Below are 13889 nucleotides of genomic sequence, written 5' to 3'. Positions count from 1 at the left end.
ATGCGCTGGCTCGGAGGAGCGATACTGGCCGGGGCCGCCCTGACGGGGGCGGCCCGTGCCGACGAAACTGCGCGCGATATCGGTGATGCCGCGCGCGGGGAGGGGCTGTTTCAGGTCTGCGCCAGCTGCCACCAGGTGGGCGAGGGGGCCGAGCATGGCACCGGGCCGCATCTGAACGGCATCTTCGACCGCAAGGTCGCCCAGTTCGAGGATTTCGACTATTCCCCGGGCATCCTGCGCGCGCGTCGCGACGGGATGGTCTGGGATCTCGAACATCTCGACGCCTATCTGAGCAATCCCAAGACATTGGTTTCGGGCACCAACATGGAGTTTGCGGGCCTGCCTGACGCGCAGGACCGGGGCGACATCCTGGCCTATCTGCGCCGGTTCTCGGCCAGTCCCCAGAACATCCCCGAAGCAGCGCCCACCGCGCTGAAACAGGATGTGGAACTGGCACCCGAGGTGCTGGCCATGGTGGGCGATCCCGAATATGGTGAATATCTGTCCACCGAATGCACCACCTGCCACCAGACCGATGGCGACTATAACGGCATTCCGGTGATCACCGGCTGGCTGGCCGAGGATTTCGTTCTGGCCATGCATGCCTATAAACAGAAGATCAGGCCACACCCGGTGATGCAGATGATGGCCGGGCGGCTGTCAGATGAGGAGATCGCGGCGCTGGCCGCCTATTTCGAAGCGCTGGAGTAAGGTCCGGCGCTCATTTGTTTTTTGGAGGAGGAAACCAGATGACTTTGAACAGACGGACATTCCTGGGCACCGGTGTCGCGGCGGCGGCGGCGCTTCAGGCGCCGGTCGTGCTGGGCGCGGGCAAACCCCGTGTCGTGGTCGTGGGCGGCGGTGCTGGCGGTGCAACCGCGGCGCGCTATATCGCCAAGGGGGCCGATGGGGCCATCGACGTGACCCTGGTGGAACCGACCCGCAGCTATTACACCTGCTTCTTCTCGAACCTCTATATCGGCGGCTTTCGCGAACTGTCGAGCATCGCCCATTCCTATGGCAAGCTGGCCAGCGAATACGGCATCAACGTGGTGCATGACTGGGCTGTCGGCATCGACCGTGACGCGCGCACCGTCAGCCTGGCAGGGGGCGGCGTGCTGCCTTATGACCGGCTGATCCTGAGCCCCGGCATCGACTTTGTCGATGGCGCGGTCGAGGGGTGGGACGTCAGTGCCCAGAACAAGATGCCCCATGCCTACAAGGCCGGGTCGCAGTCGGAACTGCTCAAGGCGCAGATCGAGGCGATGCCCGAAGGCGGCACCTTCGCCATGGTGGCCCCGCCCAACCCCTATCGCTGCCCGCCGGGACCTTACGAGCGGGTTTCGATGGTGGCGCATGTGCTGAAACAGAAAAACCCGACCGCCAAGATCATCGTGGCCGATCCCAAGCCGAAATTCTCGAAAATGGCGCTGTTCCAGGAAGGCTGGAACACCCACTATTCGGGCATGGTCGACTGGATCGGTCCGGATTTCGGTGGTGGCGACGTATCGGTCGATCCCGACGCGATGACCGTCACCATCGACGGCGAAGAGACCAAGGTCGATGTCTGCAACGTGATCCCGGCGATGAAGGCGGGCCGCATCTGCGAAATCGCGGGCATCAACGAAGGCAACTGGGCGCCGGTCATCGGCCATACGATGCAAAGCCGGATGGACGAGAACATCCACGTGCTGGGCGACGCCACCAACCAGGGCGACATGCCGAAATCTGGCTTCTCGGCCAACAGCCAGGCCAAGGTGGCGGCAATGGCAGTGCGCGCGGCGCTGACCGGCTCCAAGATGTTCCCGGCCAAGTTCTCGAACACCTGCTGGTCGCTGATTGGCACCGATGACGGGGTCAAGGTCGGCGCCACCTACGAGGCGACGGACGAGAAGATCGCCAAGGTCGACGGCTTTATCAGTGCCACCGGCGAAAGCGCCGAACTGCGCCAGGCCACTTACGAGGAAAGCATCGGCTGGTATGCCGGCATCACCTCGGACATGTTTGGCTAAACGGCCGCATGGGGCGTGGTCCGCTCAGGACCACGCCTTGCGGAAGGAATGCGGCGAGGCGCCGTAACGGGCGCGGAACTGCCGTGACAGGTGGCTGGTATTGGCAAAGCCGGTGGCGGCCGCGATCTCGGCCACGGTCATGTTGGTCTCGTTCAGAAAGATGAACGCGCGCTCGATCCTCAGGTTGAGGTAAAACGCCATCGGTCCCTGATCCAGGTAGCGTTTGAACAACCGCTCCAGCTGGCGGCGCGAGATGCCCAGCCGGTCGCACAGATCGTCGTTGGTCAGCGGCTCCTCAAGTTCCGCCTCCATCAGCTCGATCGCCTTGAGCAGCGCGGGGTTGCGGCTGCCGATCGCCACCGACCGCGCCGAGCGCTGCGGCGATTGCCGGCCCGAGCGCATGTGGATGCACATATCGGCCACCACGATGGCCAGCTTGGGCCCGTGCTGCTTTTCGATCAGCGCCAGCATCATGTCGATGGCGGTGTTGCCGCCGCCGCAGGTGGTGACCCGCCCGTCCAGCTCGTAGATGTTCGGGGTCGGGGTCAGGTCCGGAAAGGCCTCGGCAAAGCCGGGCTGGTTTTCCCAATGCAGGGTGAAACGGCGCCCCTCCAGCAGCCCCGCCCGGGCCAGGGCAAAGGCGCCGGTACAGATGCCGCCCAGGGCGCTGCCATGGCGATATTCCCGCCTCAGCCAGGCCAGAACGGCGGGTGAATAGCTTTTCTCCGGTTCGACCCCGGCGCAGACAAAACCCATCGCCTCGGGCGGCAGCGGCGCCAGTGCCTGATCCGGGGTGATGCGCAGCCCGTTGGAACAGGTGACCGGCGCACCGTTCTCGGTCATCGTATGCCAGGTATATAGCTGCTTCTTGGTCAGCTGGTTGGCGATGCGCAGGGGTTCGATGGCCGCGGCCACTGCCAGCATCGTCGCCTTGGGCAGCAACAGAAAGCGGAAATCCTGCGACGGCCCGTCATAGTTAAGCGAAACCGAGGCGGAGGCTGCTTTGGAAACGAAGGGGGTCTGGGTCATGGCGCTCTGATCGGGAAGGAGCGGGCAAGGGCTCCGACGGGTTACATGCCCGTACCGTGCGGCTTGCCCGGCGCAAGGTCAATATGCGTCGCATTGTTGCCGATTTGCGTCATGCCGCCGCGCGTGTCTGCGGCAAACGAAATCGCCTCCGGCCCTTGCAGCCCCTCCAAGGCGACACTAAGACTCGTGTAACCCTCCTCGGGTAATGTCCCGAACCAACGCTAAGAGCAGGCAGGTCCCAGATGTTCGATCCCGTCGATACCTATATGAATACCCTTGTCCCCATGGTGGTCGAACAGACCAGCCGGGGCGAGCGCGCCTATGACATCTTCTCGCGCCTGCTGAAGGAGCGGATCATCTTCATCAACGGCCCGATTCATGACGGGATGAGCCACCTGATCGTGGCCCAGCTGCTGCATCTGGAGGCCGAGAATCCGAACAAGGAGATCTCGATCTACATCAACAGCCCCGGCGGCGTGGTGACCAGCGGCCTGTCGATCTATGACACCATGCAGTATATCAAGCCGAAATGCTCGACCCTGGTGATCGGCCAGGCGGCTTCGATGGGGTCGGTCCTGCTGGCCGGCGGTGAAAAGGGGATGCGTTTCTCGCTTCCCAACAGCCGTATCATGGTGCACCAGCCCTCGGGCGGGTATCAGGGTCAGGCCAGCGACATCATGATCCATGCCGCCGAGACCCAGAAACTCAAGGACCGGCTCTATGACATCTATGTCAAGCACACCGGCCAGACCAAGAAAGCCGTTGAAAAGGCGCTGGACCGCGACAATTTCATGTCGCCGGAAGAGGCCAAGGAATGGGGTCATATCGACGAGATCGTCGAAAGTCGCAGCAAGGGCGACGACGCCTGATCGGCAGGTGGTGCACGGACAACCCCGCGCACCGGGAAGTTTGACATTGTAGCGGCCGGTATGCTGGCCTAAGCTTCATGAACAAATCGGCCTCCCGTCCGCGCGGAGCGGGGCGCCGGGACGAAGGCCGGAAAGGGTGACCATGGCGACGAATTCAGGCGGTGACAGCAAGAACACGCTTTACTGCAGCTTCTGCGGCAAGAGCCAGCACGAGGTGCGCAAACTGATCGCAGGTCCGACGGTGTTCATCTGCGACGAATGTGTCGAGCTGTGCATGGACATCATCCGCGAAGAGACCAAAAGCAGCAGCCTGAAATCTTCGGACGGGGTACCGACGCCGCGCGATATCTGTGACGTGCTGGATGACTATGTGATCGGCCAGTCCACCGCCAAGAGGGTGCTCTCGGTTGCCGTGCACAACCATTACAAGCGTCTGAACCACGCCCAGAAGGCCGGAAACGATATCGAACTGGCCAAATCGAACATCCTGCTGATCGGCCCGACCGGCTGCGGCAAGACGCTGCTGGCGCAGACGCTGGCACGCATTCTGGACGTGCCTTTTACCATGGCCGATGCAACCACCCTGACCGAGGCCGGTTACGTGGGCGAGGATGTGGAGAACATCATCCTCAAGCTGTTGCAGGCCAGCGAATACAATGTCGAACGCGCCCAGCGCGGCATCGTCTATATCGACGAGGTCGACAAGATCACCCGCAAGTCGGAAAACCCCTCGATCACCCGCGACGTGTCGGGCGAGGGGGTTCAACAGGCGCTCTTGAAGCTGATGGAAGGCACCGTGGCCAGCGTGCCGCCGCAGGGCGGGCGCAAACATCCGCAGCAGGAATTTCTGCAGGTGGATACCACCAATATCCTGTTCATCTGTGGCGGGGCCTTTGCAGGTCTCGACAAGATCATCGCGCAGCGTGGCAAGGGCAGCGCCATGGGCTTTGGCGCCGATGTGCGCGCCAGTGACGAGCGCGGAGTGGGGGAGCTCTTTACCGAGCTGGAGCCCGAGGACCTGTTGAAGTTCGGCCTGATACCGGAATTCGTTGGCCGTCTGCCGGTTCTGGCGACGCTTGAGGATCTGGACGAGGATGCACTGGTCACCATCCTGACCAAACCCAAGAACGCATTGGTAAAGCAGTATCAGCGCCTGTTCGAGCTGGAAGATACCGAGCTGGATTTCACCGACGACGCGCTGAAGGCGATCGCCAAGCGCGCCATCGAAAGGAAGACCGGCGCGCGCGGCCTGCGCTCGATCATGGAGGATATCCTGCTGGATACCATGTTCGATCTGCCCAGCATGAACGACGTGACCAAGGTGGTGGTGAACGAAGAGGCAGTGACCTCGGATGCGCAGCCGCTGTTGATCTATGCCGAAAACGAAAAGGGATCGGCAAGCGCCGGCTGAAAGCCGGGGATGAGCGGATAGGACGGCGCGGTGCTTCCGCGCCGTTTTGTGTTGAGGGGGGACAAGGGGGCGCTGCCCCCGTCACCTGCGGTGACTCCCCCGGGATATTTTTCAGCAAGAGGAAAGCACCATGTCGGTGCATGGCGCTCAGGTAGGGAAAGCAAAGTTGCGTATCAGACGGATTTCATCGGGCGGCGCGTTCGAGGCGAAGATCGGCTATTGTCGCGCGGTAGTGGCGGGCGGTTTTGTCCATGTGGCAGGAACCGTGGGGCAAGGTGATGATGTGGTGGCACAGTGCCGTTCCGCGCTGGAAGTCATCGGCGCGGCGCTGAAAGAGGCCGGCGCGGGATTCGCCGATGTGGTGCGGGTGAACTACTATCTGCCCGAAGCGGCAGAATTCGAGCCCTGCTGGCCGATCCTGGCCGAGACTTTTGGCGCAAATCCGCCGGCGGCGACGATGATCGAATGCGGGTTGATCGACCCCAAATACCGGATCGAGATCGAAGTCACGGCCTTGTTGCCACAATAACGGCTGCGTGGGCCTGTCGCGGGGCTGGCCTCTGGACCTTGGCGCGCGCATCGGTCATATCTGCTGATAAGTAATTTTCGGAGGTACCCTATGGGAATCCTGAACACCCTGCTGCGCGCCGTGACCTGGTGGAACGGTGCCACGCTGAACACCCGGATCTATACCGCCCGCAAGGGCACCAAGGTAGGCGAGGACGCGCAGGGAAACGTCTTTTATCGCAATGGTGATGACAGCCAGCGCTGGGTGATCTTCAACGGAGAGGCCGAGGCCAGCCGAATCGACCCGGAATGGCACGGCTGGCTGCACCGGACCTGGGATGAACCGCCGACCGAGCGGCCGTTGCCACACAAGGCCTGGGAAAAGCCACATCAGGAGAACCTGACCGGCACACCTCTGGCCTATGTCCCGGCGGGTTCTCTGCGCCGGCCCAAGCCGGTTGAACGGCGTGATTACGAGGCCTGGAGCCCGGAATAAAGAGGCGGATATGTCCAGCCACAACATGACAGAAGTTCTGGTCGGCGGTGCGGTACTGGCCGCTGCGCTGGCCTTTGGCGTTTATGCCAGCCAGGCAACCGGCCTGTCGCGCGGCACTGGCGGATACGAACTGGCGGCCTCGTTCCGCTCGCTCGAAGGGGTGACCGTGGGCACCGATGTGCGGCTGGCGGGGGTCAAGATCGGCACCGTCACCGGGGTCGATCTCAACCCCGACAGCTATCGCGCCGACACACGTTTCACCGTTACTCAAGGGATCCAGATCCCTGATGACAGCGCGGCGGTAATCTCGTCGGAAGGGCTGCTGGGCGGTAACTTCCTTGAAATCATGCCGGGCGGTTCGGCCTTCTATTTCGAACCGGGCGACGTGATCGACGACACCCAGGGCGCGGTCAGCCTGATCTCGCTGCTGGTCAAGTTTGTGGCAGGCGACGGGAGCGGCGAGTGATCCGTTTTGTCGCGGTCCTGCTGACCCTGTTGCCAGCGCCGCTTTTGGCGGCGGACGAGGTGACCTCGGGCACCGGGGCCTTGTTGCGCGGGCTCGACAAGGTCAGTGGCCAGACCGAAGATTTCCGGGTTGGAAACGGCGAAACGGCAGAGATCTACGGGCTGGACGTGGCGCTGGGCGATTGCCGCTATCCGGTCGAGAACCCCACTGGCGACGCCTTTGCCTATCTCACCATCTGGGAGCATGGCCAGCGGCAGGCGATCTTTGACGGCTGGATGATCGCATCGTCCCCGGCGCTGAGCGCGCTGGACCATTCCCGCTATGATGTCTGGGTGATCCGCTGTATGACGCCCTGAGGGCTCTGCTCGATCACGGCCGAGAAATCCGCCGCCCCTTCCAGCGCGCGCTCAAGCCGACGCCGGTATTCGGCGCGCGGGATTTCGACCGCGCCGAGAGAGGCCAGATGCGCGGTCAGGAACTGGGTGTCGAACAGGGTGAACCCGGTCTGTCGCAGCCTGTCGACCAAATAGGCCAGCGCGATCTTTGACGCGTCAGTGCGGCGCGAGAACATGCTCTCGCCAAAGAAGGCCGCGCCGAGAACCACGCCATAGACGCCGCCGATCAGATGCGTGCCGTCCCAGACTTCCAGCGAATGGGCATGACCCAAGCGGTGCAGTGCCAGATAGCTGGCGCGGATTTCGGGGTTGATCCAAGTCTCTGCCCGGTCGGCGCAGCCATCCAGCACGCCTGCGAAATCACGGTCGATGCTGACCTGATAGTCGCCGCGTCGCATCCGCCGCGCCAGGCTGCGCGACAGGTGAAAGCCGTTCAGGGGAAAGACGCCGCGCCGGATCGGATCGACCCAGAAAACCTCGGGGTCGTCGCGGTGCTCTGCCATGGGGAAGATGCCGATGGAATAGCCATGCAGCAACAGTTCGGGCGCGAGCGTCATGCCGCGCCCGGTGCGCGGTGCGGGACCGGGGGGTAAACCCGGCCCACACAGTCAGTCGGCCAGGTTCTCCGCAAGCCAGCGCTCCAGCCAGTGGATGTTATAGGTGCCGCTCTGGACGTCGGGCTCTTGCAGCAGCGCGTGAAACAGCGGCACCGTGGTGTCGATCCCGTCCACGATCAGCTCGCTCAGCGCCCGTTGCAGGCGGGCCAGCGCCTCGGGCCGGTCGCGGCCCTGCACGATCAGCTTGGCGATCAGGCTGTCGTAATAGGGCGGGATCGAGTAGCCGGTATAGAGCGCCGAATCCATCCGCACGCCCAGACCGCCGGGCGCGTGATAGGCGGTGATCTTGCCGGGGCAGGGCGAGAAATTCGGCAGTTTCTCGGCGTTGATCCGAACCTCGATCGCGTGGCCGTTGATCTGCAGATCGTCCTGGGTAAAGGACATCGGCAGACCAGCGGCAACCCGGATCTGCTCGCGCACCAGATCGACGCCAAAGATGCCCTCGGTCACCGGATGCTCCACCTGAAGGCGGGTGTTCATCTCGATGAAGTAGAACTCGCCATTCTCATAGAGAAATTCCACAGTACCGGCGCCGATATAGTCGATCTTGGCCACCGCATCGGCACAGATCTTGCCGATCCGGGCACGTTCTTCGGGGGTGATGCAGGGGCCGGGGGCCTCTTCGAACACTTTCTGGTGACGGCGCTGCAGCGAGCAGTCGCGCTCGCCCAGATGCACCGCATTCCCCTTACCGTCGCCAAACACCTGGATCTCGATATGGCGCGGCGTGGTCAGGTATTTCTCGATATAGACTTCGTCATTGCCAAAGGCGGCCTTGGCCTCGGAGCGCGCGGTGGAGAAGGCGTGCTCCATCTCCTTGGCATTGCGGGCAACCTTCATGCCGCGGCCGCCACCACCGGCGGTGGCCTTGATGATCACGGGATAGCCGATCTCCTCGCCGACCCGGCGCGCCTCGGCCAGATCAGCCACGCCGCCATCCGAGCCGGGAACCACGGGGATACCCAGTTCCTTGGCAGTTTCCTTGGCGGTGATCTTGTCGCCCATGATGCGGATATGTTCCGCCGAGGGGCCTATGAAGGTGATTCCGTGATCTTCGACAATCTGCACGAAACCGGCGTTTTCGGACAGAAAGCCATAGCCGGGATGGATCGCCTGGGCGCCGGTGATCTCGCAGGCCGAGATGATCGCGGGCACCGAGAGATAGCTCTGGCTGCCGGGCGGGGGGCCGATACAGACCGATTCGTCGGCCATGCGCACATGCATCGCGTCGCTGTCGGCGGTGGAGTGCACGGCAACCGTGGCGATCCCCATCTCGCGCGCGGCGCGGATCACACGCAGGGCGATCTCGCCTCGGTTCGCAATCAGGATCTTGTCGAACATGACGGCGCCCTTATTCGATGATGACCAGCGGGGTGCCGAATTCCACGGCGTCGCCGTCTCCCACCAGGATGCGTTTGACTGTGCCCGCGCGCGGGGCGTGGATGTGGTTCATGGTCTTCATCGCCTCGACGATCAGCAGCGTGTCACCTTCGGCAACGCTGGCGCCGACACTGACGAAAGCGGGCGCGCCCGGTTCACCCTGCAGATAGACGGTGCCAACCATGGGCGAGGTCACGGCGCCCGGATGGGCGGCGGGGTCCTCGGTGCTGGCCGGCGCAGCAGTGGGCGCCGCAGGGGCCGCCGGGGCCGGAGCAGCGTGGGCAGCGGCGGGCACGGCGACCTGCACCGGAGCCGCTGCGGGCAACACGCGGCTGACGCGCACGTTCAGGCTGTCTTCCTCGCCATATTCACGCTTGACCTGCACTTCGGTCAGATCGTTTTCCCGCAGCAATTCGGCCAGCGCCTTGATGAATGCCACATCCGCTTCGTGTCTGCTGTCTGTCATGAGTGTCCTCGACGGTTCCCCTTGGCCCGTTTGTGGTGTTCGGGCTCGTGAATTACGCGGCGTTATAGGCCAAGCGCCGGGCCATGAAAAGCGCCCTGTCATCGGGAAACATGGGGTTTGCGCCGCTCGATTGCGAGGAAATTGCGATCAAAGCGGCATCCCGGAGAGTTTCGCCACCAGTTCCGGCAGCTTTCGGGCGCCGAATTTTTCCAGCAGCCGGGCGCGATGCGCCTCGATAGTGCGATAACTGAGTCCCAGTTCCGCGCCCACCTCCTTGGCCGACAGGCCCCGGCAGGTCAGCAGCGCCACCTCGCGTTCGCGCGGGGTCAGCTCGACCACGCGGCGCTCTTCCGAGATGTCGGCAAAGCTCCAGATCCCGTGGCGGAACGGGTCGTCGGGCGTCAGCGACTTGCCACGCGCCCGGCACCAGAACAGATCGCCATCGCGGCGGCGCATGATGCGTTCGTCGGTGTAATAGCCGGTTTCGCGCATGACCTGCAGGCCACGCTTGCCGATGCGCTCGAAATCCTCGTGACTGGGATAGAGCCTGAGCAGCGGCATGTCGCGATAGTCGCTTTCCTGTCCGCCGAACATGCTGGCAAAATGCAGGTTGCAGCGCCGGATGACGCGGTTTTCCAGCTCTACCAGACCGATAGGCGCATATTCGAAGCCGGGGTCACTCATGCCGCGTATGGTGACGGGTATTTCTACGGAATTGAAGCGAAAGCTGCGTCTTGGCAGGATTTGCCACAGATCTTTTGGGGAGGACGGACCATGGTTTCCATCGCGGGCTGGGGGCATACCAAATTCGGCAAGCTGACCGACATGTCGGTCGAGGACATGATCACCGCCGCCGGGCACGAGGCATTGGCCGATGCCGGGCTGGGCGCCGAGGCGGTCGATGGCATCTGGGTCGGGCATTTCAATGCCGGTCTGGTGGGGGACGGCTTTCCGTCCTCGCTGGCGATGAGCATCGACCCCGCCCTGCGTTTCAAGCCCGCGACCCGGCTGGAAAACGCCTGCGCCTCGGGCTCGGCGGCGGTGTTTGCCGCGCGTCAGGCGATCCTGTCGGGCGAGGCGCGGGTGGCGCTGGTGATCGGGGTGGAAAAGATGACCCATCTGCCCACGGCAGAGGTGGCCGCGGCCCTTGGCCATGCGGCGTATCAAAAGGAAGAGGCGGGCCTGTCCTTTCCCGGCGTCTTTGCCATGTTCGCGCAGGCCTATTTCGACCGTTACGGCGATCAAAGCCGGGCGCTGGCCCGGATTGCCGCCAAGAACCATGGCAATTCGGTCAACAACCCGCTGGCGCAGTTGCAAAAACCGCTGGACGAGGCGTTCTGCGCCGAGGTGTCCGATCGCAACCCGATCATCGCCGCGCCGCTGAAAAAGACCGACTGTTCGCTGGTCTCGGACGGGGCGGCGGCGCTCGTGCTGGTGGCCGACGATATGCTGGGTGACGTGGCCAAGGCCGCGCGGCTGCGCGGCGTGGCGCATGTGAATGACATCATGCCGATGTCGCAGCGCGATCTGCTGGCCTTCGAGGGACCGCGCCGGGCGATCCACCGGGCCTATGACCGGGCTGGCGTCACCGTCAGCGATATCGACGTGGCCGAGGTTCATGACTGTTTCACCATCGCCGAGTTGCTGATCTACGAGGCGATGGGACTGGCTGCCCATGGCCATGCGGCTGACCTGCTGGAGGGCGGTGTCGTCCATGCGGGCGGGCGGCTGCCGGTAAACCTGTCCGGCGGACTCAAGGCCAAGGGGCATCCGGTCGGGGCCACGGGCGTATCCATGCATGCCCTGATCGCGCGCCAGGTTCTGGGGCAGGCGGATGCGATGCAGCATCCGGGCGCCGAACTGGGGCTGGTCTTCAACATGGGGGGATCGGGGGTGGCCAATTACGCCTCGATCCTTGAACCGGTCAAGGCATGAATATCGGCCTCTGGCTGGCGCGGCAGGCGCAGGCGGGCGGCGACCGCCCGGCGCTCTATCTCGGGCGCGATCTGGTGGCCGACTATGCGGAGTTTCACAAGCGCGCAGCGCGGGTGGCGGGCTGGCTGCGGGGGCAGGGGGTGGCGCCCGGCGACAGGGTCGCGCTTTTCATGGCGAACTGTCCCGAGTACCTGATCCTGCTCTATGGCATCTGGTATGCCGGAGCCGCCGCGGTGCCGATCAATGCCAAGCTGCACGGGCGCGAGGCGGCCTATATCCTTGCCGATTCCGAAACCACGATCACCTTTGCCACGCCCGATCTGGCCGCCGCCCTGTACGAGGCCCAGGCGCCGGGCCGCATTGTCGAGACGGGCGCGGCCGGGCTGGCCGTGATCCTTGCCGCCGACCCGGTCGCGGAGCCCGCCCAGTGTGATCCCACCGATCTGGCCTGGCTGTTTTACACCTCCGGCACCACGGGCAGGCCCAAGGGAGTGATGATCACCCACCGCATGCTGATGGCGGTCTCGCTCGCCTATCCGGTGGATGTTGACCCGGTCACGCCCGAGGATACGGTGCTTTATGCCGCCCCAATGAGCCATGGCGCCGGGCTCTATAACATGGTGCATGTGCTGCGCGGGGCCCGCCATGTCTGTCCGGCCTCGGGCGGGTTCGAGCCGGATGAGATCTTCGATCTGGCGCGCCATTTCAGCCGGGTGCAGATGTTTGCAGCGCCCACAATGGTCAAGCGGATGACCGAGCAGGCCCGTGCCAGCGGAGAAACCGGCGAGGGGCTGCGCACCGTGGTCTATGCGGGTGGGCCGATGTATCTAGCCGATATCGTCGAGGCGGTCGACCATTTCGGGCCGATCTTTGTACAGATCTATGGTCAGGGCGAATGCCCGATGGGCATCACCGCCCTGTCGCGCCATGACGTGACCGACCGTAACCACCCGCGCTGGCAGGCGCGGCTGGCCAGCGTCGGGCGCGCGCAATCCCCGGTCCAGTTGCGCATCGGGGATGGGGATGGCGCGCCGCTGCCGCCGGGCCAGACCGGCGAGGTGATGGTGCGCGGCGACGTGGTGATGCCGGGGTACTGGCGCAACCCGCTGGCAAGTGCCAAGGCTTTGCGCGACGGCTGGTTAATGACCGGAGACATGGGGTTTCTGGACGCGGATGGGTATCTGACGCTTCAGGACCGCTCCAAGGATCTGATCATCTCGGGTGGATCGAACATCTATCCCCGCGAGGTCGAGGAGGTCGTGCTGACCCACCCGCGCGTGCGCGAGGCCTCGGTCGTGGGCCGGCCCCATCCGGACTGGGGCGAGGAGGTGGTGGCCTTTGTGGTGGGTGAGGCCGAGGCGGCAGAGCTTGACGCGCTCTGCACCCGAAATATCGCGCGGTTCAAGCGGCCTAAACACTATCGCTGGCTGCCGGAGCTGCCCAAGAACAATTACGGCAAGGTTCTCAAGACCGAACTGCGCCGGATGCTGGAGGACGAGGGATGACCGATCTGAGTGGAAAAACGGCGCTGGTGACCGGCTCGGTCCAGGGCATCGGGCTGGCGATTGCCAAGGTGTTGGCGGGGGCCGGTGCCCGCATCGCGGTGCACGGGCTGGCCGACGCGGGTGAGGCCGAGGCGGCCTGTGCTGCGATGCGCGCGGCGGGCGCGCCCGAGGCGCGGTTCTTTGCCGGCGACCTGCGCGACCCTGGCCAGATCGCCACGCTGATGCGCGAGGTGGCCCATTGGGGTGGCGCCGATATCCTGGTCAACAATGCCGGTATCCAGCGCACCGGGCCGCTGGCCCAGATGGCGGGCGAGACCTGGGAGACGATCCTGTCCGTCAATCTGAGCGCCGCCTTCTACACCATGCAGGCCGCCATGCCCGCCATGGCCGAGCGCGGCTATGGCCGGGTGATCAACATCGCCTCGGTGCACGGTCTGGTGGGCTCGGTCGAGAAGGCGCCCTATGTGGCGGCCAAGCACGGGCTGATCGGGCTGAGCAAAGTGGCGGCGCTGGAATATGCGGCGCTTGGTGATCGGGGCCGGGGCGGCGTGACCGTGAATTGCATCTGTCCGGGTTGGACCGAAACCGCCATTCTCGAGCCGCAGATCGCCGCGCGGATGGCGGCGCTAGGCGCCGATCGCGAGGCGGCTATGGCCGATCTGATGGCCGAGAAACAGCCCTCGCGCCGGGCCTCGGACCCGGCAGAGATCGGGGCGCTGGCGCTGTGGCTTTGCGCCCTCACCGCCCATAACGTGACCGGGGCCGCGATCCCGGTGGATGGCGGCTGGACCGCGCAATAGA

Annotated in this window: 16 protein-coding genes; 11 read left to right on the top strand and 5 right to left on the bottom strand. The window is 64.3% G+C overall.

The genetic code is table 11. The features are described 5' to 3' along the window. Together AC2FL1_RS16395 and AC2FL1_RS16390 are read left to right on the top strand one after the other, a co-directional pair. Entirely contained in the window at positions 1–711 is a 711-nt protein-coding gene (locus AC2FL1_RS16395; RefSeq protein WP_496877669.1) for a c-type cytochrome, read from the top strand. A 38-nt stretch (positions 712–749) separates the two neighbouring features. Further along, positions 750–2012 (top strand): FCSD flavin-binding domain-containing protein, encoded by a 1263-nt coding sequence (locus AC2FL1_RS16390; RefSeq protein ID WP_496877668.1) that lies wholly within the window; start codon positions 750–752, stop codon positions 2010–2012. Between the two features lie 24 nt (positions 2013–2036). On the opposite strand, the gene AC2FL1_RS16385 is transcribed toward AC2FL1_RS16390, so the two are convergent. Further along, positions 2037–3041 (bottom strand): GlxA family transcriptional regulator, encoded by a 1005-nt coding sequence (locus AC2FL1_RS16385; protein ID WP_234139425.1) that lies wholly within the window; start codon positions 3039–3041, stop codon positions 2037–2039. A 242-nt stretch (positions 3042–3283) separates the two neighbouring features. Between AC2FL1_RS16385 and AC2FL1_RS16380 the strand changes: the two genes are divergently transcribed. The 6 genes from AC2FL1_RS16380 to AC2FL1_RS16355 all read left to right on the top strand — a co-directional run bounded on the left by AC2FL1_RS16380 (position 3284) and on the right by AC2FL1_RS16355 (position 7146). Next, positions 3284–3910, top strand: coding sequence for an ATP-dependent Clp protease proteolytic subunit (locus AC2FL1_RS16380; protein ID WP_234139426.1), 627 nt, complete (start codon positions 3284–3286; stop codon positions 3908–3910). Between the two features lie 142 nt (positions 3911–4052). Then, complete coding sequence (gene clpX, locus AC2FL1_RS16375) at positions 4053–5321, top strand: ATP-dependent Clp protease ATP-binding subunit ClpX (RefSeq protein ID WP_234139427.1); 1269 nt, start codon at positions 4053–4055, stop codon at positions 5319–5321. Between the two features lie 130 nt (positions 5322–5451). After that, positions 5452–5850, top strand: coding sequence for a RidA family protein (locus tag AC2FL1_RS16370; protein WP_496877667.1), 399 nt, complete (start codon positions 5452–5454; stop codon positions 5848–5850). A gap of 90 nt (positions 5851–5940) precedes the next feature. After that, the gene (locus AC2FL1_RS16365) at positions 5941–6324 is read left to right on the top strand and encodes an NADH:ubiquinone oxidoreductase subunit NDUFA12 (RefSeq protein ID WP_234139429.1); all 384 of its coding nucleotides are present in this window, start codon (positions 5941–5943) and stop codon (positions 6322–6324) included. Between the two features lie 10 nt (positions 6325–6334). Beyond that, positions 6335–6790 carry an outer membrane lipid asymmetry maintenance protein MlaD gene (gene mlaD / locus AC2FL1_RS16360; protein ID WP_496830582.1) on the top strand — a complete coding sequence of 152 codons (456 nt, stop codon included), beginning with the start codon at positions 6335–6337 and terminating at the stop codon, positions 6788–6790. Continuing rightward, positions 6787–7146, top strand: coding sequence for a DUF2155 domain-containing protein (locus AC2FL1_RS16355; RefSeq protein ID WP_496830580.1), 360 nt, complete (start codon positions 6787–6789; stop codon positions 7144–7146). The genes mlaD and AC2FL1_RS16355 overlap by 4 nt, the downstream gene beginning before the upstream one ends. On the opposite strand, the gene aat is transcribed toward AC2FL1_RS16355, so the two are convergent. From aat to AC2FL1_RS16335, 4 genes are all read right to left on the bottom strand, one after another. Next, positions 7110–7742: a leucyl/phenylalanyl-tRNA--protein transferase gene (gene aat, locus AC2FL1_RS16350; protein ID WP_496830578.1), complete on the bottom strand. Its 633-nt coding sequence runs from the start codon at positions 7740–7742 to the stop codon at positions 7110–7112. The two genes, AC2FL1_RS16355 and aat, sit on opposite strands and share 37 nt — an antisense overlap. Before the next feature lie 51 nt (positions 7743–7793). Further along, on the bottom strand, positions 7794–9143 hold the full coding sequence (gene accC, locus AC2FL1_RS16345) for an acetyl-CoA carboxylase biotin carboxylase subunit (protein WP_496830576.1): 1350 nt from the start codon (positions 9141–9143) through the stop codon (positions 7794–7796). 10 nt (positions 9144–9153) lie between these two features. Further along, positions 9154–9648, bottom strand: a complete 495-nt coding sequence (gene accB, locus AC2FL1_RS16340) for an acetyl-CoA carboxylase biotin carboxyl carrier protein (RefSeq protein WP_496877666.1) — start codon at positions 9646–9648, stop codon at positions 9154–9156. 147 nt (positions 9649–9795) lie between these two features. Further along, on the bottom strand, positions 9796–10332 hold the full coding sequence (locus AC2FL1_RS16335) for a LuxR C-terminal-related transcriptional regulator (protein ID WP_496830572.1): 537 nt from the start codon (positions 10330–10332) through the stop codon (positions 9796–9798). Positions 10333–10422: 90 nt separating this feature from the next. Here AC2FL1_RS16335 and AC2FL1_RS16330 point away from each other — a divergent pair, with 90 nt between their 5' ends. The 3 genes from AC2FL1_RS16330 to AC2FL1_RS16320 are packed head-to-tail and all read left to right on the top strand — an operon-like array spanning position 10423 to position 13888. Then, positions 10423–11583, top strand: a complete 1161-nt coding sequence (locus tag AC2FL1_RS16330) for an acetyl-CoA acetyltransferase (protein WP_496877665.1) — start codon at positions 10423–10425, stop codon at positions 11581–11583. Further along, positions 11580–13088, top strand: a complete 1509-nt coding sequence (locus AC2FL1_RS16325) for a class I adenylate-forming enzyme family protein (protein WP_496877664.1) — start codon at positions 11580–11582, stop codon at positions 13086–13088. Before AC2FL1_RS16330 ends, AC2FL1_RS16325 begins: the two co-directional genes overlap by 4 nt. Continuing rightward, a complete protein-coding gene (locus AC2FL1_RS16320; protein ID WP_496877663.1) occupies positions 13085–13888 on the top strand; it encodes a 3-hydroxybutyrate dehydrogenase in 804 nt (267 codons plus the stop codon). The genes AC2FL1_RS16325 and AC2FL1_RS16320 overlap by 4 nt, the downstream gene beginning before the upstream one ends. The last annotated feature ends 1 nt before the right edge of the window (position 13889 follow it).

It is taken from the genome of Ruegeria sp. YKSF070 (genome assembly GCF_059612725.1).
Note: the sequence above shows the minus strand (reverse complement) of the source record. Positions and strands in the feature narration are given on the sequence as shown.

What these genes read in the sequence shown, in the direction of transcription:
- AC2FL1_RS16335 (WP_496830572.1), bottom strand. Translation starts at nt 10,332, where the DNA reads ATGAGTGACCCCGGCTTCGAATATGCGCCTATCGGTCTGGTAGAGCTG.
- AC2FL1_RS16395 (WP_496877669.1), top strand. Translation starts at nt 1, where the DNA reads ATGCGCTGGCTCGGAGGAGCGATACTGGCCGGGGCCGCCCTGACGGGG.
- AC2FL1_RS16380 (WP_234139426.1), top strand. Translation starts at nt 3,284, where the DNA reads ATGTTCGATCCCGTCGATACCTATATGAATACCCTTGTCCCCATGGTG.
- mlaD (WP_496830582.1), top strand. Translation starts at nt 6,335, where the DNA reads ATGTCCAGCCACAACATGACAGAAGTTCTGGTCGGCGGTGCGGTACTG.
- AC2FL1_RS16370 (WP_496877667.1), top strand. Translation starts at nt 5,452, where the DNA reads ATGTCGGTGCATGGCGCTCAGGTAGGGAAAGCAAAGTTGCGTATCAGA.
- AC2FL1_RS16365 (WP_234139429.1), top strand. Translation starts at nt 5,941, where the DNA reads ATGGGAATCCTGAACACCCTGCTGCGCGCCGTGACCTGGTGGAACGGT.
- accC (WP_496830576.1), bottom strand. Translation starts at nt 9,143, where the DNA reads ATGTTCGACAAGATCCTGATTGCGAACCGAGGCGAGATCGCCCTGCGT.
- AC2FL1_RS16385 (WP_234139425.1), bottom strand. Translation starts at nt 3,041, where the DNA reads ATGACCCAGACCCCCTTCGTTTCCAAAGCAGCCTCCGCCTCGGTTTCG.
- clpX (WP_234139427.1), top strand. Translation starts at nt 4,053, where the DNA reads ATGGCGACGAATTCAGGCGGTGACAGCAAGAACACGCTTTACTGCAGC.
- AC2FL1_RS16325 (WP_496877664.1), top strand. Translation starts at nt 11,580, where the DNA reads ATGAATATCGGCCTCTGGCTGGCGCGGCAGGCGCAGGCGGGCGGCGAC.
- AC2FL1_RS16390 (WP_496877668.1), top strand. Translation starts at nt 750, where the DNA reads ATGACTTTGAACAGACGGACATTCCTGGGCACCGGTGTCGCGGCGGCG.
- AC2FL1_RS16330 (WP_496877665.1), top strand. Translation starts at nt 10,423, where the DNA reads ATGGTTTCCATCGCGGGCTGGGGGCATACCAAATTCGGCAAGCTGACC.
- aat (WP_496830578.1), bottom strand. Translation starts at nt 7,742, where the DNA reads ATGACGCTCGCGCCCGAACTGTTGCTGCATGGCTATTCCATCGGCATC.
- accB (WP_496877666.1), bottom strand. Translation starts at nt 9,648, where the DNA reads ATGACAGACAGCAGACACGAAGCGGATGTGGCATTCATCAAGGCGCTG.
- AC2FL1_RS16320 (WP_496877663.1), top strand. Translation starts at nt 13,085, where the DNA reads ATGACCGATCTGAGTGGAAAAACGGCGCTGGTGACCGGCTCGGTCCAG.